Origin of the sequence: Caulobacter sp. ErkDOM-E (assembly GCF_048541895.1) — a bacterium.
In the GTDB taxonomy this organism is placed as follows: Bacteria; Pseudomonadota; Alphaproteobacteria; order Caulobacterales; family Caulobacteraceae; genus Caulobacter.
Genome location: NZ_CP183331.1, coordinates 852,336 through 872,754, shown reverse-complemented (window position 1 = coordinate 872,754; position 20,419 = coordinate 852,336). Strand labels below are relative to the sequence as shown.

At 66.6% G+C, this 20,419-nt stretch carries 16 protein-coding genes; 2 read left to right on the top strand and 14 right to left on the bottom strand.

Going from position 1 to position 20,419, the window contains the following annotated elements:
* The first annotated feature begins 75 nt into the window (after positions 1 to 75).
* Both ACN2C7_RS04300 and ACN2C7_RS04295 read left to right on the top strand, forming a co-directional pair.
* Entirely contained in the window at positions 76 to 1,221 is a 1,146-nt protein-coding gene (locus ACN2C7_RS04300) for an aromatic ring-hydroxylating oxygenase subunit alpha (protein WP_419320054.1), read from the top strand.
* Positions 1,222 to 1,347: 126 nt separating this feature from the next.
* Positions 1,348 to 1,953: a TetR family transcriptional regulator C-terminal domain-containing protein gene (locus ACN2C7_RS04295; protein WP_419320053.1), complete on the top strand. Its 606-nt coding sequence runs from the start codon at positions 1,348 to 1,350 to the stop codon at positions 1,951 to 1,953.
* Here the strand turns inward: ACN2C7_RS04295 and ACN2C7_RS04290 are convergent.
* The 14 genes from ACN2C7_RS04290 to ACN2C7_RS04225 all read right to left on the bottom strand — a co-directional run bounded on the left by ACN2C7_RS04290 (position 1,950) and on the right by ACN2C7_RS04225 (position 20,414).
* A complete protein-coding gene (locus ACN2C7_RS04290; RefSeq protein ID WP_419320052.1) occupies positions 1,950 to 2,186 on the bottom strand; it encodes a hypothetical protein in 237 nt (78 codons plus the stop codon). The genes ACN2C7_RS04295 and ACN2C7_RS04290 overlap by 4 nt on opposite strands.
* Before the next feature lie 343 nt (positions 2,187 to 2,529).
* Entirely contained in the window at positions 2,530 to 3,834 is a 1,305-nt protein-coding gene (locus tag ACN2C7_RS04285) for an amidohydrolase family protein (RefSeq protein ID WP_419320051.1), read from the bottom strand.
* A gap of 5 nt (positions 3,835 to 3,839) precedes the next feature.
* Positions 3,840 to 5,153, bottom strand: a complete 1,314-nt coding sequence (locus ACN2C7_RS04280; protein WP_419320050.1) for an amino acid permease — start codon at positions 5,151 to 5,153, stop codon at positions 3,840 to 3,842.
* A gap of 223 nt (positions 5,154 to 5,376) precedes the next feature.
* Positions 5,377 to 7,737, bottom strand: a complete 2,361-nt coding sequence (locus tag ACN2C7_RS04275; protein WP_419320049.1) for a TonB-dependent receptor — start codon at positions 7,735 to 7,737, stop codon at positions 5,377 to 5,379.
* Positions 7,738 to 7,864: 127 nt separating this feature from the next.
* A complete protein-coding gene (locus ACN2C7_RS04270) occupies positions 7,865 to 9,886 on the bottom strand; it encodes a tetratricopeptide repeat-containing sulfotransferase family protein (protein WP_419320048.1) in 2,022 nt (673 codons plus the stop codon).
* Between the two features lie 46 nt (positions 9,887 to 9,932).
* Positions 9,933 to 11,192, bottom strand: a complete 1,260-nt coding sequence (locus ACN2C7_RS04265) for an NAD(P)/FAD-dependent oxidoreductase (protein WP_419320047.1) — start codon at positions 11,190 to 11,192, stop codon at positions 9,933 to 9,935.
* A 40-nt stretch (positions 11,193 to 11,232) separates the two neighbouring features.
* Entirely contained in the window at positions 11,233 to 12,636 is a 1,404-nt protein-coding gene (locus ACN2C7_RS04260; protein ID WP_419320046.1) for a glutamine synthetase family protein, read from the bottom strand.
* The gene (locus tag ACN2C7_RS04255; RefSeq protein ID WP_419320045.1) at positions 12,633 to 14,036 is read right to left on the bottom strand and encodes an aspartate aminotransferase family protein; all 1,404 of its coding nucleotides are present in this window, start codon (positions 14,034 to 14,036) and stop codon (positions 12,633 to 12,635) included. Before ACN2C7_RS04255 ends, ACN2C7_RS04260 begins: the two co-directional genes overlap by 4 nt.
* A 12-nt stretch (positions 14,037 to 14,048) precedes the next feature.
* Positions 14,049 to 14,834, bottom strand: coding sequence for a gamma-glutamyl-gamma-aminobutyrate hydrolase family protein (locus ACN2C7_RS04250; protein WP_419320044.1), 786 nt, complete (start codon positions 14,832 to 14,834; stop codon positions 14,049 to 14,051).
* Complete coding sequence (locus tag ACN2C7_RS04245) at positions 14,831 to 15,910, bottom strand: ABC transporter ATP-binding protein (RefSeq protein WP_419321397.1); 1,080 nt, start codon at positions 15,908 to 15,910, stop codon at positions 14,831 to 14,833. Before ACN2C7_RS04245 ends, ACN2C7_RS04250 begins: the two co-directional genes overlap by 4 nt.
* Positions 15,911 to 15,951: 41 nt before the next feature.
* Entirely contained in the window at positions 15,952 to 16,806 is an 855-nt protein-coding gene (locus ACN2C7_RS04240; RefSeq protein ID WP_419320043.1) for an ABC transporter permease, read from the bottom strand.
* Positions 16,806 to 17,711, bottom strand: a complete 906-nt coding sequence (locus ACN2C7_RS04235) for an ABC transporter permease (protein ID WP_419320042.1) — start codon at positions 17,709 to 17,711, stop codon at positions 16,806 to 16,808. Before ACN2C7_RS04235 ends, ACN2C7_RS04240 begins: the two co-directional genes overlap by 1 nt.
* A 137-nt stretch (positions 17,712 to 17,848) precedes the next feature.
* Positions 17,849 to 18,958, bottom strand: coding sequence for an ABC transporter substrate-binding protein (locus ACN2C7_RS04230; RefSeq protein ID WP_419320041.1), 1,110 nt, complete (start codon positions 18,956 to 18,958; stop codon positions 17,849 to 17,851).
* An 82-nt stretch (positions 18,959 to 19,040) separates the two neighbouring features.
* Positions 19,041 to 20,414 carry a glutamine synthetase family protein gene (locus ACN2C7_RS04225; protein ID WP_419321395.1) on the bottom strand — a complete coding sequence of 458 codons (1,374 nt, stop codon included), beginning with the start codon at positions 20,412 to 20,414 and terminating at the stop codon, positions 19,041 to 19,043.
* Positions 20,415 to 20,419: the final 5 nt, after the last annotated feature.

Here is a 20,419-nt window from a genome sequence, read left to right as displayed (position 1 = left end):
AGATGGACGGCGCCGACCTCATCTTCCCCCTCCGGGGGAAGACGGCTGCGAAGCAGCCCGTAGGGGGCAAGTCCAATGACCTCCAACCAAGACCCACAAGCGGACTGGGGCCTGCCCGGCTGGACCTACGGCAACGACCGGTTCTTCAAGGAAGAGCAGGACAGGATCCTGCGGCCCTCGTGGCAGGTCGTCTGCCATCTGAACGACATCCCCAAGGCCGGCGACTTCCACACCCTGGACTTCCTGGGCGAGAGCGTCGTGGTGGTGCGCGCCCGGGACGGCGGCGTGCGGGCCTTCACCAATGTCTGCCGCCATCGCGGCGCGCGGCTGGTCGACGGCCCCAGCGGCAGCTGTGGCAAGGGCGGCGGCCGCATCGTCTGCCCCTATCACGCCTGGACCTACGACCTGGAAGGCCGGCTGATCGGCGTGCCGATGCGCGACACCTATCCGGCGCTGGAGATGGACAAACAGGGCCTGGTCAAGGTGGGTGTCGAGGTCTGGCGCGGCTTTGTCTTCACCCGACTGGAGGGAGATGGCCCGTCCGTCGCCGAGATGATGGCGCCCTACGATCATGAGGTGGCCCACTATCGCTTCGAGGACCTGCAGCCGTTCGGCCGCGTCACCCTGCGGCCCCGGGCGGTGAACTGGAAGAACATCAGCGACAACTATTCGGACGGCCTGCACATTCCCGTCGCCCACCCCGGCCTGACCCGGCTGTTCGGCAAGGGCTATGGCGTCGAAGCCGAGCCCTGGGTCGACAAGATGTGGGGTCAGCTGATCGACGAGCCCTCGGCCAACCCGTCCGAGCGGCTGTATCAGGACCTGCTGCCCGACGTTCCGCACCTGCCGCCCGAGCGCAAGCGGCTGTGGACCTATTTCAAGCTGTGGCCGAACTTCGCCTTCGACATCTATCCCGACCAGGTGGACTTCATGCAGTTCATCCCGGTCTCGGCCACCCAGACCCTGATCCGCGAGATCGCCTACGCCCTGCCCGACGACCGCCGTGAGATGAAGGCGGCGCGCTATCTGAACTGGCGCATCAACCGCCAGGTCAATACCGAGGACACCGAGCTGGTGGCCCGGGTGCAGGAGGGGATGGCGTCGCGCAGCTTTACGGCGGGGCCGCTGGCCAGCTCGGAGGTTTCGCTGCGCAGTTTTGGCCGCAAGATGCGGGCGCTGATCCCCGAGGCGCGGCTGGATCGGCCGCCGACGGGGTGGTGATGCGCGCCTTTCTCCCTTCCCCCTCGATGGGGGAAGGGTCGGGGATGGGGGTGATGCGGCGGTGGCGGCTGAACCGCCCTATCACCCCCACCCAACCCTCCCCCATCGAGGGGGAGGGCTAAGATCATGCGCGCCGCCTTCACCCGGGAGACCGCTGACGTCCGCCGCCAGGCGCTGGTCGCCGCTGCCGAGACCGTGCTGGCCCGTGACGGCGTGGCCGGCGCGTCGGTGCGGACAATCTGCGCGGAGGCCGGCGTCTCACCCGGCCTGCTGCGGCACTATTTCGACGGCGTCGACGCCCTGATCGCGGCCGCCTATGAGGCGGTGGGACAGCGGATCGATGCGGCGCTGGAGGCGGCGGTCGCGCAGGCGGGAGCCGCGCCCCGCGCCCGGCTGTCGGCCTATCTGACCGCCAGCTTTCGGCCGCCGGTGCTGGACGAACAGCTGCTGGCCGCCTGGCTGGCGTTCTGGAGTCTGGTCAAGATCAATGACGCCATCGCCGACATTCATCGGCGGACCTATGCCGGCTATCGCGCGCGGCTGGAGGAGCTGCTGACGGCCTGCGACACCGGCGTCGATGCGCGGCTGGCGGCCATCGGCCTGACCGCCGTGGTCGACGGGCTGTGGCTGGAGCTGTGCCTGGACCCGACGGTCTTCACCCCGGCCGAGGCCGGGGCCATAGCGGAACGGCTATTGGCGGGCTATTCGCCGACGCCGGTGTTTCTGGATTAAGCGGCGGCGTGGCTGACGATGCTGCGGCCCCAGGTGGCGCGGCGGACTTCGGGTTCAAACACCTCGACCTTGGCGGTCTTGCCCTGAACCCGCATGTGACGGGCCATCATCTCGGCGATGGCCTGGGCCTCGGCCTGGCAGGAATAGGAGCCGATCAGGTCCGGCGCATCGTTCCAGGTCACATGCCAGACACCGGAGACCGGGCGCACGAAGTACTTGTGTTCGGTGGCCATGAGGAACTCCTTGGACGGGCTAAGCGTCGGACATACAGCGTCCGCGTGACAGTGTTTCAATGCTGCACAGCAACATGCGTGTTGCATTGCACATTGCACAGGCCGCGCCAAGGCGAAGGCTGGTGAATCTTGGAGCAGCTTTGAGGCAGGGCCGCCTGATTGGTTGAATTTCGATCCCCCAAACATCCGCTCTCCCCGGCGAAGGCCGGGGTCCAGATTCAGCCCGAGAGTCTTGGGATGACGCGCCATCTGCCGTGGACAGAACAATGACCTTTCGGGGTTCGATCTGGGCCCCGGCCTTCGCCGGGGAGAGCGGAAAAAAGAGGGTGAGCGGCGACTGCGCCTACTCCTTCACCACCACGCCGCCCTTCATCACCTTGGCCACCGAGGACAGGATGGCGATATCGGCCAGCGGGTCACCGGCGACGGCGATCATGTCGGCATAGCGGCCCTTGCTGATCGCGCCCACATCGGCGGACTTGCTCATCAGGGCGGCCGAGACGGTCGTCGCCGACTGGATCGCCTGCATCGGCGTCATGCCGTACTTGACCATGTAGGGCATCTGCTTGGCGTTCTGGCCGTGGGGAAAGACCCCGGCGTCGGTGCCATAGGCGATCTTCACACCCGCCTTGACCGCCTTGGCGAAGCCGATCCGCTGAGCGTCGGTGGTCTCAAGGTTCTTGCGCAGGGTCTCGGCCGGCCAGCCGTGGGCGGTTCCATAGGCGTCGATGAAGTCGCCGTTATAGATATCGGCCACCAGCCAGGCGCCCCTGGCCTTCATCAGGGCGATGCCCTCGTCGTCGATCAGCGAGCCGTGCTCGATCGAGCGCACTCCGGCCCGCACCGCCACCTTGATGCCCTCCGCCCCATGGGCGTGGGCGGTGGCGTAGGTTCCGCGCTTGGCGGCCTCCTCGATGGCGGCCTTGATCTGGTCTTCCGACAGTTCCAGCTGGCCGGGCTCGGTGCCCACGGTGAGCACGGCGCCGGTGGCGATCAGTTTCAGGAAGTCGGCCCCGCCCACCAGCAGGGCGCGCGCCTTGGCATGCGCATCGGCCACGTCCTCGACCACCCCGCGCCGCATGTCGGGCGGGATGCCGACATCGGCGGCGATGCCGGTGATCTCGCCGCCGCCGCCGGGCGTGGTGATATAGGCGCCGGCCACCGACATGCGGGGGCCCGGCACAAGGCCCTTGTCGATGGCGTCGCGCAGGGCGACGTCGCCAAACGCCCGCCAGGTTCCCACGTCGCGCACGCTGGTGAAGCCGGCCATCAGGGTGGCCCGGGCGTGGGCGGCGCCGATATAGGCCTGCTCGGCGGCTGTGGTCAGCAGGGGTTCGGCGATGTTGTCGGTCTGCTCCTGGTCGACCAGATGGGTGTGCATGTCCATCAGGCCGGGCAGGACGGTAAAGCCGCTCCAGTCCAGCACAGGGCCGTCGGCGGGCGCGGCCGTCCAGGGTCCGACCGCGGCGACGCGCTCGCCCTCGATGCGGATCAGCTGGTTGGTCAGAACCTTGCCGGCCTCGGTGTCGACCAGCCTGCCGGCATGGACATAGGTCGGCCTGACCTGGGCCAGGGCGCCGGGCGGGGTCAGGGCGACAAGACCGGCGGCCAGAACGGCGCCGGCCAGGACGGTGAGGCTGCGCGGCATGGTCTTCACTCCGTGGCGGGAACGACGGCGAACCGCTTGATCAGCCAGTGGATCGGCAGGCCCACCACCAGCAGCGCCAGGCTCCACAGACTGGCCTCGCCCGCGCCATACAGCGTCCAGAACGAATAGATCGTCGCGATGATCGCCACCACGGTCACGGCGCGCGAAGGCTCCATCCGCCCCTGCTTCTGCAGGCGCAGCGCCGCCATGGCGCAGAACAGATAGGCGAACAGCGAGATGGCCGTGGCCAGCAGGGCCATGAAGGTGAACAGCTCGACCATCGACTTGGCGTAGTTCATCGTCACCAGAACGGTCAGGAACAGGCTGGACAGCACGTGGGCCCGGACCGGCGCGCCGCGCTTGGAGGTCTTGGCCAGGAAGGCCGGAAAGACCCCGCCCTTGGCCATGGCGTAGGGCACCTCGCCCTGCAGCAGCATCCAGCCGTTCAGGGCCCCAAAGCCGCTGATCGCCGCGAAACCGGCCAGCACTAGCCGGGCGTCGCCGCCGCCATACAGGCCCACGAAGTCGGCAAACGGCGCGTTGGAGGTCTTGAGCATGTCCGCCGGGGTCATCAGCACCACGGCCGAGCAGACGATCAGATAGATCACCCCGGCGAAGGCGGTGCCCACCAGGGTGGCGCGCGGAATGGTGCGCTCGGGATCCTTGACCTTGCCGGCCGGCACGGTGGCCGACTCCATGCCCAGCAAGGCCCACAGGGTCAGGGTGGCGGCGGCGGTGATGCCCACCGGTGTCAGGTCCTGGGCCTGGAACGGCAGGATGGTGGAGCCGCCGGTCTTGCCCAGCACCAAGGCCGCCAGCAGGATCACCCCCATCAGGGGCAGCAGTTTCAGGGCCGTGGTCACCACCTGCATGCCGCCGGCCAGCCGCGCGCCGAAGCAGTTCATGAGCGTCAGGCCCCAGATCATCACCAGGGTGATCGCGCAATGCAGGCCTGTCTGGGTGGCGATCTGCGGATAGAAGACGCTGAGATAGCTGACCGTGCCGGCGGCGATGGCCGCGTTGCCGACCCAGATCGAGATCCAGTAGCTCCACGCCACCATGAAGCCGGCGGCGGGGCCAAAGGCCTCCTGGGTGTAGATGTAGGGACCGCCCCCTTGCGGAAAGGCCTTGGCCAGACGGGCGAACACGAAGGCCAGGCACAGGGCGCCGCCGATGGTCAGAACCCAGCCCGCCACGGCGTTCCAGCCATAGGGGGCCAGGGAGGCGGGCAGCATGAAGACGCCCGAGCCGATCATGTTGCCCACAACGAGGGCCACGCACATCCAGAAGCCCAGGGCCTTGGGTTCAACGACTTTCACGAAAGCATACCTTTTCCGCTTTGCCCGGCCGGGGCCGGTCCCCGGGTCAGGGCCGGCAAGCCGGACCGCCGGGCGCTCTCACAAGGCGGATCAAGTCCCGATCTCCAGGGCCAAAAGGCGGACTACGACCTTGGCCACGCTGAGCGGGAGGGATGGAGACACGCCACAAAATCAGGGTCTCAAACGAAAAAAGGGCGGCTCCTGCGAGCCGCCCCCTTCACGATCAGAACGTGCGACCGACCTTCACACCGATCGTGCGCGGTTGGTTGGGCACAATATAGGGCTGTGGCCCGCAGGTGGAGATAGCACATTCGGCATAGCGGTTCAGACTGGCGCGCTTGTCGGTAAGGTTCTTGATGTACACCGACAATGACCACTCGTCCCTGCTCAGCCCACCCGAAACATCGACGAGTGTATAGCTGGGCTGACGACCGATAAAGGCGCGGTCGGCCAGTCGCAGGTTTGCCCAGTTACCCGTCTGATAGACAGTCGCGGCCTGAACGTACGACTGGTAAGGGCCCAGATCGAACTCGTAACGCGCCGTCAGATTGGACTTGAACTTGGGCGTGATGGGCAGGGACGTACCGTCCGGCGCCTGTGGACTGGCGCAGTTGGTAATCGGATTACCGGCCGCGTCCGTGACCCCGCAATAGTTGGCCGCCAGCTGGGCATCGGTATAGGCGGCTGAAGCGTTGATTGTGAAACCGCGCGAGACGGCGAGCGTGACATCACTCTCAACGCCCTTGATGCGGGCCTGGTTGGCGTTCTTGATTTCCGTCAGGCCGTTGGCGCCCAGGATCGAGAACTGGAAGTTCTTCCAGTCTTCCATGAACACGGCGCCGTTCCAGCGGACGCGGTTCTCCATCCAGCTGGTCTTCCAGCCGAACTCATAGTTCTTCAGATAGTCGGCCTGGTAAGGCGGCAGGGTCGAGCGACGGTTGATACCGCCCGGCCGGAAGCCTTCCGAGTAGGTGACATAGGCCAGCTTGTCGTCGTCGAACTTGTAGGTGAGCGTGACTTTGGGAACGTTGCCGGTTTCCTTGACCCGCTTGTCCAGGTTCGTACACGGCGCGCCATTGACGCCGCCGGTGCGGAAGCAGGCCCGCTCACCCGTGCCGCCATAACCGGTGCCGTAGCCGTAGAAGCCTTCCAGCGAGTTGTCGGACTTGAAGAAGCGGATGCCGGCCATGGCGGTCAGCTTCGGCGTGATGTCGTAGGTGACTTCGCCGAAGCCGGCATAGTCACGGTCGATCCGCTGCTGGGCCGTCAGCCAGATGGTGTCGCTATAGCCGGGCACTTCAATGTCGGACCCAATGCCGTCGATCTTGTAGCGCTGGGTGATGTTGTGCTGCTGGCGCTGATAGAACAGGCCGCCGATGAAGCGCAGGCGCTTGTCGTCGGGCGTAGCGACGCGGAATTCGTGGCTTTCCTTGGTGAAGCCGTCCCTGCCCTGAATATACTGCGACGGATTGGCCAGGCCGCCGGTGTCGTTGGTCCAGTAGAAGCCGTAGCCGATCTGGTCATAGAAATAGGAATAGTCCGTATAGTCCTGACGGGTATCAACGTCGCGCTTGAGGTACGAGCCGGCATAGGTCACGTCGAGATTGGCGACCTTGCCCTCGATGGTCAGGGCCGCCTGGGCCCATTCGTCGTTCGAACCCTCTGGATAGAAGTGCGTGACCTTCAGGTCGCCGACCTTGGGGTCAAAGGCATAGAGGCCGCGCGACTTGGTGCGCTGCCCCATGATGGCCGGGGTGATGATCCAGTTCTCGCCCAGCTCGACCCGCAGGGCGGCGCGGCCACCCAGCGTGTTGGAGTTGTTGTAGTTATCCTTGGCGACCCCGGCATTGCTGATCGTCAGGTCGTCGCTGGTGTCGGCCGTCCCGCGACCATAGGTGCGGGCGCCCTTGACGTTGTCGACATAGCCGGCCGTTTCCTCGTTCCAGCCGACCAGGCGCACAGCGATGGTGTCGGACAGAGGGATGTTGACGAAGGCCTCCTCGACATGGCCGAACGCGTCGCCATCAACCTGGTTGATCTCGACATCGACGCCCGCCGAGAAGCCGGCGGTGCTGGGCTTGTTGGTGATGATGCGCAGAGTGCCGGCCTGCGAGCTGGCCCCGTACAGCGTGCCCTGCGGTCCGGCCAGGGCCTCGACCCGCGCCACGTCATAGACGTGCAGATCGAGCGCGCCCTGGATGGTGGTGGTCGGCTGTTCGTCCAGATAGACGCCGACGCTGGGGAGCGACCCCGAGTGGTTGCCGTCGCCGCCGCTGGCGACGCCGCGCATATAGACCTGACCAAAGCCGGGGCCCGAGGTCGTGAACGACACGCTGGGCAGATACTTCACATAGTCGACGAAGTTAGAGACCTGCAGTTGCTCCAGCTTGGCCTCACCCATGGCCTGGATGCTGACCGGGACGTCCTGCAGATTTTCGGATCGCTTCTGGGCGGTGACCAGCACCTCTTCCAGCGAAACGGCCTGGCTCTCCTGGGCCATGGCCGCCACGCTGGTCAGCATGGTCGAAGCCAGCAACGCGGCCGAATAGACTCCCGCCCGCCTGAAATTCTTACGCGTCTTCATGGTCGCTCCCCGTACCATTTTAAGGGAACGATGTTCGGCCGCGACCAAGCGCTCGGCAAGGCGGAAAGCGCCAGAAAATCCCGAATCTTCCGACTGTTGCAGAAATGGCAGACCCCGAACGGGGTGTTCAATTTCTGGGCGTGTCCGGATAAGTCGCCAGACAGTCTCCCAATGCCTGTTTGAGCGGGCCCAGAGCTGATTCGAAATTCTGCCAATGCTCGACGGCGTCCTTGAAGATCGGCTGGCGAACCTGTTCGGAACTGGCCGTGCGCACGGCGCGGTCGTTCTCGTGGAAGTTCAGGCAGGCCGGCTCGAACGGCAGGCCGCAATGATCCAGCAGCGCGCGGATCTGACCTTCCGGATCGCCGATCATCGCCTCATAGATCACCCGGTGGACCCGGCCCGGCAGCACGGTGTCGAAGTGGTCCATGAGGTCCACATAGTCAGCATAGTAGCGGCCGATGTCGGTCAGGTCATAGCTGAAGGCCTGGCCTCGGGCGAAGTGCTGTTTGAAGCCCGAAAAGCAGCAGCCCAGCGGATGGCGTCGCGCGTCGATGATCTTCGCGTTCGGCAGGATCAGGTGGATCAGGCCGGTATGGGCGAAGTTGTTGGGCATCTTGTCGATGAAGAACGGCCTGTCCGTCTTCCGCTGCACCCGGGTGCGCTCCAGATACTCCTCGCCGAGTTCCCGCAGGGCGTCCGGCGACAGGTCGGCCAGCATTTCCGGATAGGTCGAATCCTCGCGGCGGTTGGCCTTGCCGCCCAGTCGCCGCGACATGACGATCAGGTCGGGCAGCTCCATCGTGCCCTCGACCTGGCTATGGCTGGCCAGGATCTGCTCGATCAGGGTCGAGCCCGAGCGCGGCAGGCCGACCACGAAGATCGGATCGGGCGCCGGGCAGCCCTGCCCCGCCGTGGCGGCCAGCAGAGCCGGGGTGAACACCGCGCGTGAGCGCGCCACATCGGCGTGGTTTTCCTCAGGATCGTAGTCGACCTGCTGGCGCCGGATCGCCGCGCCGGCGGCATAGTGCTGGAACGAGTCGGCATAGGACTTGGCGTCCTCCAGCGCCTTGCCCAGGGCGTAGTGCAGGTGCAGCCGGTCATCGTCCGACAGGTCAGGCTGCTCCAGCCCGGCGGCCATGGCGGCGCGGTCGGCGGCGTCGAACTTCACGGTCTTCAGATTGGCCAGACTCCACCAGGCCTCGCCCAGACCCGGCGACAGCTCCAGCGCCTTGCGATAGGCAGCGACGCAGTCGGGCTGGCGGCCCACGGTCTTGAGCGCATGGCCATAGCTCATCCAGCCCTTGGGCTGGTTGGGGAACTCAGCCAGCATCCGCTCGTAAATCCCGATGGCGGTGTCGTACTCGCCCAGCCGCGACAGGATGGCGGCGCGCAGGTTGGCGTAGCCGGGATGGCGCGGATCGCGGTCGGTCAGGCGCTCGATCTGGGCCAGGGCCTGGGCCGACTTGTTCTGGCGATAGAGCATGGTCGCCAGATTGTGCCGCGCGGCGGCGAAGCCGGGCGCGATCTCCAGGCAACCCGTCAGCAGGCGCTCGGCATCCTCGTAACGGCCCAGCCGGGCGCCGGTCTCGGCCAGCATGCGCAGGGCGGCGACGTCGGCGGGATGGTCGGCGAGGTGGTCGCGGAGCCGCTGCTCGGCCTCGCCCAGCCGGTTGTCGATCAGGGCGGCGGCGGCCTCGATCAGGGCCGGATCACGGGTCGAGGCCCGCAGCTGCTGGGCCAGGGCCTGCTCGGCGCCGGCCGTGTCGCCCATCAGGTCCAGCCCCTCGGCCAGACCGCGCCAGGCTTCGCCGGCGCGGGGATCGAGCGCAACCGTGCGCCGGAAGGCCGCGACAGCCTCAGCGGTGCGGCCAAGATCGGCGAGGGTCAGACCCAGCTCCAGCTGGCCCTCGGCCAGGCTGGGCAGGCCCCGCGCCAGCGGCGCAATCACAGCCAGGGCCTTGCCGGGGTCTCCGCCCAGACGGTGCGCGGCGGCCAGCACCACGGTCGTGCCGGCGTGGCGCGGAACCGCTTCCAGAATGGCTTCGGCCTGCTGGCGGGCCAGGGCTGGGTCGCGCTCCAGCAGGCGCTGGGCGTGTTCAAGCGCGGTGGCGAGGCCGCCCTGGGCAGAGGTCGTCTGTGTGGTCATGGGGCGAGGAGATCGAGCGTGGCGATGGAAGTCAATTCGCGAAGGCTTACAGCCGGTCGCGCAGTCCGTACCAGCTCAGCCCTGCGACGGTCAGCGGCCAGCGCAGCAGGCCGCCGCCCGGAAACGGCGGGGTGGGCAGGCGCGACAGCAGCTCAACCCCCGCCCCTTCGCCCAGCGTCGCATCGGCCAGCAGCTTGCCGACATAGGGGGCCAGCATCACCCCCTGCCCCGAATAGCCGGACGCCACCCGCACGCCGGGCGCGACCTGCGCCACGAACGGCACGCGGTTCATGGTGATGCCCAGGGTCGCGCCCCAGGCGTGGCTGATCTTCACGTCTTTCAGTCGCGGATAGATCTTCAGCATGTGCCGGCGGACGAAGCCGGCGATGTCGGCGGGGAAGCCCGGGCGATAGTTCTCGCCGCCGCCAAACAGCAGCCGGCCATCCGGGGTCTTGCGGAAATAGTTCACGACGAAGCGGCTGTCGGCCACGGCGGCGTCGGAGGTGATGATCTGGTCGGCCAGATCACCCAGCGGCTCGGTGGTCAGGATGAAGTTGTTGATCGGCATCACCCGATCCCGAGCCCGACCCGCCATATGGTTGAGGCTGCCGTCACCGCTCACGATCAGCTGGTCGCAGGTGATCCGGCTGTCGGCGGTGAACACCACGATCTTGCCGCCCTGGCGGGTCCAGGACAGCGCGCGGCTGTGCTCGGAGAGTGTCGCGCCAGCGGCCATGGCTGCGCGGGCCAGGCCAAGGGCCAGGTTCAGCGGATGCAGGTGGCCCCCGTCCCGGTCGATCAGCCCGCCATGATAGACGTCTGTCCCGAGATCCCGGGCCAGATCATCGGTTCCGACCAGGGACAGGGCGTCATAGCCATAGCGCTTGGCCATGTGCTCGATATGCGCCGCGTCTTCGGCCTCGCCGCCCGCACGGTGGCGGGCGTGGATCATGCCGGGCTTGAGGTCGCAGGCGATGGCGTGCTCGGCGATGGTGGCGTGCAGGTGCGTCCGCGCGTCCTGGGCCAGTCGCCACAGGGCCATGGCGTCATCCTGGCCCACCGTCTTTTCCAGCCAGGCCTGATCGCGGCGATGGCCGGTATGGACCTGCCCGCCATTGCGGCCCGACGCCTGCGACCCGACACGGCCCGCTTCGAGCACGATCACAGAGACGCCGCGCCGGGCCAGCTGGAGCGCTGCGCCCAGGCCGGTATAGCCCGCGCCGATCACGCAGACATCGGCGCGGACATCGCCCCTGAGCGGAAGCAGGCTTGGGAAGGGCGTGACGGTGTCGGCGTACCAGCTCATCGCCCTTCCCGTTGGCGGATGGGGGAAGGGCTTTGCGGCGCTAAACATTCAGCAACAGGAACTCGCGCTCCCAGGGACTGATCGTGCGCATGAAGGTCTCGTACTCGGCCTGTTTGACGTGATCATAGGCCTGGCAGAAGACCGGTCCGAGAATGTCGACCAGGTCCTGGCAAGCCTCGAACAGCTTCAGGGATTCGGTCAGGCTGCGCGGCAGTTCGATGCCCCGGGCGCCGGCGTCGGTGAGAACCGGCGGGCTGGGCTTGAGGTCATTGACCATGCCCAGATAGCCGGCCGCCAGGGTCGCGGCGATGGCCAGATAGGGATTGGCGTCCGACGAGGGGATGCGGTTCTCCAGTCGCCGGTTGGCGGGGTTCGACGGCGGCACGCGCAGGCCGCAGGTGCGATTGTCATAGCCCCACTGGGTGTTGACCGGCGCGCCCGAGTCCTTAGCGATCCGGCGGTAGGAATTCACATAGGGGGCCAGTATGGCCATGATCGCCGGCAGATAGGTCTGTTGGCCGGCGATGAAATTGTGGAACAGCGGCGTCTCTTCCCCGGTCTTGGGGTGGGAGAACAGGTTCTGGCCATCCTTGTCGATGATCGACTGGTGGATGTGCATGGCGCTGCCCGGCTCTGACGCCATCGGCTTGGCCATGAAGGTGGCGTAGATCTCGTGCTCCAGCGCCACCTCGCGGATGGTGCGCTTGAACATGAACACCTGGTCGGCCAGTTCCAGCGGCGGACCGTGGCGCAGGTTGATCTCCATCTGGGCCACGCCGCTTTCGTGGATCAGGGTGTCGATCTCCAGACCCTGGCGTTCAGAGTATTCGTACATGTCCTCGAACAGCGCATCGAACTCGTTGACCGCGCTGATCGAATAGCCCTGACGCCCGGTCTCGGGCCGGCCCGAGCGACCGATCGGGGGCTTGAGCGGGTAGTCGGGGTCGGTGTTCTTGTCGACGAGATAGAACTCGATCTCCGGGGCCACGATCGGCACCCAGCCCTTTTCGGCATACAGGGCCAGCACCCGGCGCAGCACCTGGCGCGGGCTTTCCTCGACGGGGCGGCCGTCGGGATGGAAGGCGTCGTGGATCACCTGGGCGGTCGGATCCTGGGCCCAGGGCACGGCGGCCAGGGTGGCGAAATCCGGGGTCAGCACGATGTCGGTGTCGGCCTGCACCGAATTGACCACCCCCTCGAACTCGGGGAAGTCACCGGTGATGGTCTGGTAGAACACCGCCAGCGGCAGGTTCATCGACGGCGTGCCCAGGAACTTGCGCACCGGCATGATCTTGCCGCGCGCCACGCCGGCCAGGTCGGGCACGACGCACTCGATCTCCTCGATATTCTGCCGGGTGAACCAGGCTTGCGCCTCCTCCAGCGTGGCGACGCCACGCTTCACCCGCTGGTCCGGCTTGGTCTTCTTGTGCTTGGGCTGTTTCATGACGCGGCCTCAGGCTTCAGGGCGCGGAGCACCGGTTCGGCCTCGATCAGCGACTTGCGGATGATCCCCACCAGCTCGTCGATCTGGGCGTGGGTGATGATCAGCGGCGGGCAGCAGACGATGCTGTCGCGGATGGCCCGCACCATCAGGCCGTTCTTGATGCAGATATCGCGAACGACCGGACCGGCCTCGCCTTCCTTGTCGAGGAAGCGATGGTTCGTGCCCTTCTCGCGGACGATCTCGACCGCGCCGATCAGGCCCAGCGAACGGGTCTCGCCCACCAGCGGCAGGTCGTTCAGCGTGGCCAGGGCCTTGGCCAGATAGGGGCCGGTGTCCTGGCGGGTGCGCTCGACCAGGCCCTCGCGCTCCAGGATCTCGATGTTCTTAAGCGCCACGGCGCAGCAGGTCGGGTGGCCCGAATAGGTAAAGCCGTGGATGAAGTCCCCGCCCTTTTCCTTCAGCTCGGCGACGATGAAGTCGGCAACGCCCACGGCGCTGATCGGCAGGTAGCCCGACGACAGGCCCTTGGCCATGGCGATCATGTCGGGCTTGATCCCGTAGTGCTGGTGCCCGAACCACTGGCCCAGCCGCCCATAGCCGCAGATCACCTCGTCGCAGACCAGCAGGATGCCATACTTGCGGCAGACCGCCTCGACCGCCGGCCAGTAGCCGTCAGGCGGGATGATCACGCCGCCTGCGCCCTGGACCGGCTCGCCGATGAAGGCGGCGACGTTCTCGGGGCCGACCGCCAGGATCCGGTCCTCGATCTCCTTGACCGCACGGTCGCGGAAGGCGGCCGGATCCTCGCCGAAGCCCTCGCCGAAGGGGTAGGGCTGCATCACGTGCTCGACGCCGGGGATCGGCAGGTCGCCCTGCACATGCATGTGCTTCATGCCGCCCAGCGACACCCCCGCCACGGTCGAGCCGTGATAGGCGTTCCAGCGGCTGATGAAGATCGTGCGCTGCGGCTGACCCTTCAGCTTCCAGTAGTGGCGGGCCAGGCGGAAGACGGTGTCATTGGCTTCCGACCCGGACGAGTTGAAGAACACGTGGGTCAGATTGCCGCCCATCTTCTCGGCGATCTTGGCGGCCAGCCGGATCGGCGGCGGCGAGGCGGTCTTGAAGAAGGTGTTGTAGTAGGGCAGCTCCAGCATCTGGTCATAGGCCGCCTGGGCCAGTTCCTGGCGGCCATAGCCGACGTTCACGCACCACAGGCCAGCCATGCCGTCCAGGATCTGGTGGCCCTCGCCGTCGTGGATATAGATCCCGTCGGCGCGGGTGATGATCCGGCTGCCGCCCAGTTCCTGCTGCAGCTTGTAGTCGGTCTGGGCCGGCAGGTGGTGAGCCAGGTCCAGGCGCTTGAGCTCGGCGATGTCGTGGTTGCGGATCGGGACAGTCATTGGGCTTGGTTCCTACGCGACGTCTTTTTGGGGCGCTCCCGCCGAGGCGGGACCGACGAGCGGCGCGCCTCTGAGGGCGCGTCCGAAAAGCTGGAAGAAGATCTGGGATTGCGGATGGGCGGCGGTCTGCCACTCGGGATGCCACTGGACGGCCAGGACCGGCGCGCCGTTGACGGTGGCCGAGACCGCCTCGACCACGCCATCGGGGGCGCGAGCCTCGACGGTCAGGCCTTCGCCCAGCCGGTCAACGCCCTGATAGTGCACCGAATTGACCACCGCCCGCTCGGTCCCGAACGCGGCCGACAGCACGCCGCCGGGGGTCAGGTCGACCGGATGCAGATGGTCGAACATGCCGTTGAAATCGACCTCGTCCGGCGCATGGTGAGCGATCAGCTCGGCGCTGGAGGCCATGTCGCGGCGCAGGGTGCCGCCGAACGCGACATTGATCTCCTGGAAGCCCCGGCAGACGCCGAACACCGGCCGGCCCAGGTCGAGCATGGCCTTGATCAGGTCGGCGGTCGTGGTGTCGCGGGCCAGGTCGAACGGGCCGGGCGCGTCGCCGATCTCCTCGCCGTAAAGCGCGGGATCCAGGTTGGAGGGACTGCCGGTCAGCATCAGCCCGTCCAGCCGCGCGGCGACTTCCGAGGCCTTCATCAGCTGCGGCATCGACGGCACCAGCAGGGCGGCGACGTCGGCATACTGCATGGCGCCGGCGACATAGCGGTTCATCACCGCCTGGGCCGGCTCGATCCCGACGGTGCGGGTGCAGCAGATGATGCCAGCGACGGGACGGGTCATGACAACAGCACCGCCGGCGAACAGGCGTGCCAGCACAGCCAGACCTCTTCGCCCAGCTTGAAGTCTTCCTGGTCCCAGCGGGTCAGGTTGGAGCGGTGGACCTTGATGCTGCGGCCGCCCCCGGACGGTTTGGCGATCTCGACCTCATAGACCGACGAGCCGCCCAGATAGGCCTCGTGCTTGATGACACCCGCCACCGCGTTGGCGCCCTTGGGGGCGTCGCCCAGATTGGGCGGGGTGTCGTCGGTCTTCTTGTGCAGCTCGATCTTCTCGGGCCGGATCGCCGCCCAGGCCGCGCCGCCGCGCGGGCCGGTGACGCCGTGGTCTAGGAAGATGTCCACCGGCAGGTCAGGCGAGCGGATGATCGCATGGCTGGGCTCGTCCACCGCCAGCACGCCCTCGAACAGGTTCACGCTGCCGATGAAGTCGGCCACGAAGCGGCTGTTGGGAAACTCGTACAGGTCGCTGGGCGTGGCCACCTGCTGCAGCACGCCGCGGTTCATCACCGCGCAGCGGGTGGCCAGGGCCAGGGCCTCGTCCTGGTCGTGGGTGACCATGATGAAGGTGATGCCGACCTTCTCCTGCAGGGTGCACAGCTCGGTGCGCATCTGCTCGCGCAGCTTGGCGTCGAGGGCCGACAGCGGCTCGTCCAGCAGCAGCACGCGGGGGCGCTTGACCAGAGCCCGCGCCAGCGCAACGCGTTGCCGCTGGCCGCCCGACAGCTGGTCGGGCTTGCGGCCGCCCAGACCGCCCAGCTGCACCAGCTCCAGGGCCTCCTCGACGCGCTTGTTGCGCTCGGCGGCCGGCACGCGATCCACCTTCAGGCCGTAGGCGACATTGTCGGACACGGTCATGTGCGGGAACACGGCATAGGACTGGAACACCATGTTCACCGGCCGCTTGTTGGGCGGCACAGTCGAAACGTCCTGACCGTCGATCAGGATGCGGCCCTCGGTCGGCGTCTCGAACCCGGCGAGCATCCGCAGCAGGGTGGTCTTGCCGCAGCCCGACGGGCCCAGCAGCGAAAAGAACTCGCCCTCCTCGACGCTGAGCGAGACGTTGTCGACGGCCACCATCTTGCCGAAGCGCTTGGTGACGTTCTCGAAGGTGATGATGCTCACGACTTCTCTCCCCCATGTCCGGCCGTGGCCGCCGAATTGCCCTGCATCTTCAGCGCCGCCGCCGTCAGGATCACGGTCAGCACGATCAGTATGGTGGAGGCCGCATTGACCTCAGGCGTCACCGAGAACCGGACCATCGAATAGACCTTCACCGGGAAGGTCACGGTGTCCGGTCCGGCCGTGAAGAAGGTGATGACGAAGTCATCGAGGCTGAGCGTGAAGGCCAGCAGCGCCCCGGCCACCAGAGACGGGGCCATGTGCGGCAGGATCACGTCCTGGATCGTTCGCCACTCGCCGGCTCCCAGATCGCGGGCCGCCTCCTCCATCTCGCGGTTGAAACTGGTCATCCGGGCCCGCACCACCACCGCCACGAACGGGAACGAGAACGAGACGTGGGCGATGATGATCGCCCCCAGGTTCAGCGGCCACACCATGCCCTGCGGCCACGGCATCACCTTGGCGAAGAACACCAGCATGGCCACGCCCATGCAGATCTCGGGCACCACGATGGGCAGGGCCAGGGCCCCGTTCAGGGCCGTCTTGCCGGGGAAGCGGAACCGCCACAGGGCCAGGGCGACCATGGCGCCCAGCGCAACGCTGACCACGGTCGAGACCGCCGCGATGGTCAGGCTGTTGCCGAACGCCTCGATCAGGCCCGCATTGTTGAAGGCCTTCTCGTAGTATTTGAGCGTGAAGCCCTTCCAGACGATGTTGCGCCGGCTGTCATTGAAGCTGAAGGCCATCAGGGCGATCAGCGGCGCGTAGAGGAAGATCGCCACGGCCGCCAGCCAGGCCTGCATCTGCCAGCGGCGGAGATATTCCAGGGGACCGGGAGCGGAGCGTTTCGCCATCACTTGGCCTCCGGGGTCTTGCGAGACAGCACCGCCTGCAAGGCGATGGCGATGAAGGTCATGTACATCAGCAGGAACGACATCGCCGCGCCGAACGGCCAGTCATTGGCCCGCTTGAACTGGCGCTCGATGACATTGGCGATCATCTGGCTGTCGGGACCACCCAGCAGGTCGGGCGTCAGATAGGCCCCCAGGGCCGGGATGAAGGTGATCAGCACGCCCGACGCGATGCCCGGCAGGGCAAGGGGCACGACCACCTTGAACAGGGTCTGCAGGTGGCCGGCGCCAAGGTCGAGACTGGCCTCCAGCAGCGACTTGTCCAGCCGGTCCAGGGCCGAATACAGCGGCAGCACCATGAACGGCAGGTGCACATAGATCAGGCCCAGAATGACCGCGAAATTGTTGTGCAGCAGCTCCAGCGGCTGGAAGTCGCCGAGCGGCTGCAGGCCCAGCAGGGCCGCCGCCGTGCCCCCGCCCTTCCACAGCCACTCCAGGCCCATATTGACGTAGCCTTCGGTCCGCAGCACCGCGATCAGGGCGTAGGTGCGGATCAGCAGGTTCGTCCAGAACGGCAGCATGATCAGCAGCAGCAGCCAGGTCTTGGTCTTCTCGGACGCGAAGGTGATGGCCAGGGCCACCGGAAAGCCGATCACCAGGCACAGCCCCGTGGTGATGGCCGCCACCCAGGCCGATTTCAGGAAGATCTTCAGATACAGCGGCTCGATCGCCCGGGCGTAGTTCTTGAACGTGCCGGTGATGGCGATCTCGGTCAGGCCGTCGTTGTTGCCAAAGCTGTAGGCCCAGACGATGGCCAGCGGCACAAGGAAGAACAGCACAAGCCAGAACAGCGGCGGGCCGAGCGCGCCGGCGAACACCGCCTTGGCCTGTTTCCAGCTCTGTTCCATCCCAACCCCCTGTCCTAGGTAGATGCTCCCCCTCTGGGGGAGCTGTCGCGGAGCGACTGAGGGGGCTAATGCGACCTAGGCCGCGCTGCCCCCTCCGGCCCTTTGGGCCACCTCCCCCCGAAGGGGGAGGATCTGGCTCAAGCCGCCCGCACCCGCGTGATGACTTCCTCGTACTGGCTGGCCTTTTCGGCCCCTTCGAAGGCGCCGTACTCGCACTTGGCCATCACATCCAGCGGCGGGAAGATCACCGGATTGTTCTTGTAGTCGTCGGGCATCAGCGCCTTGGCCGCTGCGTTGGGCGTCGGATAGAGGATGGTCTTGGAGATCGCCGCCCCGGCCTGCGCATCCAGCAGATAGTTGATGAACTTGTGGGCGTTCAGCGGACGCGGCGCGCCCTTGGGGATGCACAGGGTGTCGGAATTGATCAGGCTGCCTTCCTTGGGCACCACGAAGCCGACATCGTCGTCCTCGGTCATCAACTGGGCGATGTCGCCGTTGTATTCCAGGACCAGATCCACCTCGCCCGAAGCCAGCATGTCCTGGCCGTTGTCGTCGTGGAACGCCTTGATGAACGGCTTCTGCTTGATCAGCATCGCTTCGATCTCGGCGAGCAGTTCAGGCGGGATCTTGTTGACGCTGTGGCCCTTGTACTTGGCCGACAGGCGGATCAGGTCGGCGCTTTCCGACAGCAGGGCGATCTTGCCTTTGTACTGGTCGCTGTCGAACAGGTACTTCCAGCTGTCAGGAACGCCCTTCACCTTGCTCTTGCGATAGCCGATGCCCAGCACCAGCCAGGTATAGGGCATCGAATATTTGCGGCCCGGATCGTATTCCGGGTCCATGAAGGCCGGGTCGATGTTCGTCAGATTCGGGATCTTGGCATGGTCCAGCGGCTCCAGGAGGCCCGCCTGGCCCATGCGGGTGACGAACTCGTTGGACGGCACGATCACGTCGAAGCCCGGATTGCCGGCCTTCAGCTTGGCGAACAGCTCATCATTGGTGGCGAACAGGCTCATGTTCACGTCAACGCCGGTGGCCGTCTTGAAGTCGGCCAGGGTAGTGTCGCCGATATAGGTGTCCCAGTTGTAGAAGTTCAGCTTGGCTTCCTCGGCGCCGCCGGCGGCGGGCGCGGGCTTCTCGCCGCAGGCGGTGAAGGTCAGGCCGATGGCGGCGGCGCCCGTGGCCGTCAGCAGCGATCGGCGGTTCATTCCGGCCCGTTGCATGCCCCGTTGGGTAATGGTGCTCATGGTCCCTCAAAGCTCCCTATTTGTTCGAAGCCGGCGATCCCCCCGGCGGTTTTCAACCCAAAGCCATTGCCGCGCAGCGTGATCACGCGTTGCGCAGGTACCAATCGAAATCGAGGCTGGTGACCACCTCGAAGAACCTCGCCTGTTCGGTCCGCTTCACCGACACGAACATGTCCACAAAGCGATCACCCAGATAGTCGCGCAGCACGGCCGACTGATCGAACAGATCAACCGACGCGAACCAGTGGGACGGCAGACGCGACTTCTCCTTGGCCGCGGCCGCATAGCCGTCGCCAACCACCGCCGGACCCGGATCGATCTTGTTGGTCAAGCCGTGGTGAGCGCTGGCCAGCAGCACGGCCATCACCAGGTACGGATTGCCGTCCGCGCCCGCGACGCGGTGCTCGACGTGGCGCGTCGGAGCCGGTCCGGCCGGAATACGCAGAGACACCGTGCGGTTATTGACGCCCCAGGTCGCCGCGACCGGCGCATAGCTGTTGGCCTTGAAGCGGCGATAGCTGTTGGCGTTGGGCGCCAGGATCGCCATGCCCTCGCCCAGCAACTGCTTCATGCCGCCGATGGCGTGGCGCAGCATCGGCGAGCCCTCGGGGTCCTCGTCAGCGCACAGGTTATTGCCGTCCTTGTCGTTGAAGCTGACATGGACGTGGAAGCCGTTGCCCGCCTTGTCGGCCCAGGGCTTGGCCATGAAGGTGGCCTCGCAGCCATGGCGCAGGGCCACGCCCTTGGCCATGCGCTTGTACAGCAGGGCGTCGTCGCAGGCCCGCAGCGCATCAGGCTTGTGCTTGAGGGTCAGCTCGACCTGGCTGGGCGCGAACTCCGAGATCGCCCCTTCCAGCGGCACGCCGATCACGTCGGCGGTGTCCCACAGCTCGCGCAGGAACGGGGCGATGGCCTCCAGCTCGGGCAGGCCATAGACCTCAATGCCGTGCGGGCGACGGCCCGTCTGCAGGGACTTGGGCGGCTGCAGGTCGCCGTCGGCGGTGCGCTCCAGGTCGACCAGGTAATATTCCAGCTCGCAGGCCGCGACCGGCGTCAGGCCGTCGGCGGCGTAGCGGTCCAGCACCCGCTGCAGCACGTGGCGCGGGTCCAGATCGTTGGGCGTGCCGTCCAGCTCGTAGAGGGACAGCATGACCTGGGCCATGTCGTCGCCCAGCCACGGGGCCAGGGTCAGGGTGCCGGGCACCGGCCGCGCGCGACGGTCGGCGTCGCCGTCTTCCCAGACCAGACCGGTATCCTCGCAATCGGCCCCGGTGGTGTCGACCACCAGGATCGAGCCGGGCAGGAAGCGGCCATAGTCATAGACCGCCTGCAGCTCGTGGATCCGCAGCCGCTTGCCGCGCGGCACGCCGGTCATGCTGGTGAAGAACACATCTACAAACCGCACCTGCGGATTGGCGGCCAGGAAGTCGCGGCATTCCTGGGGATCGGCGACCATGGGAT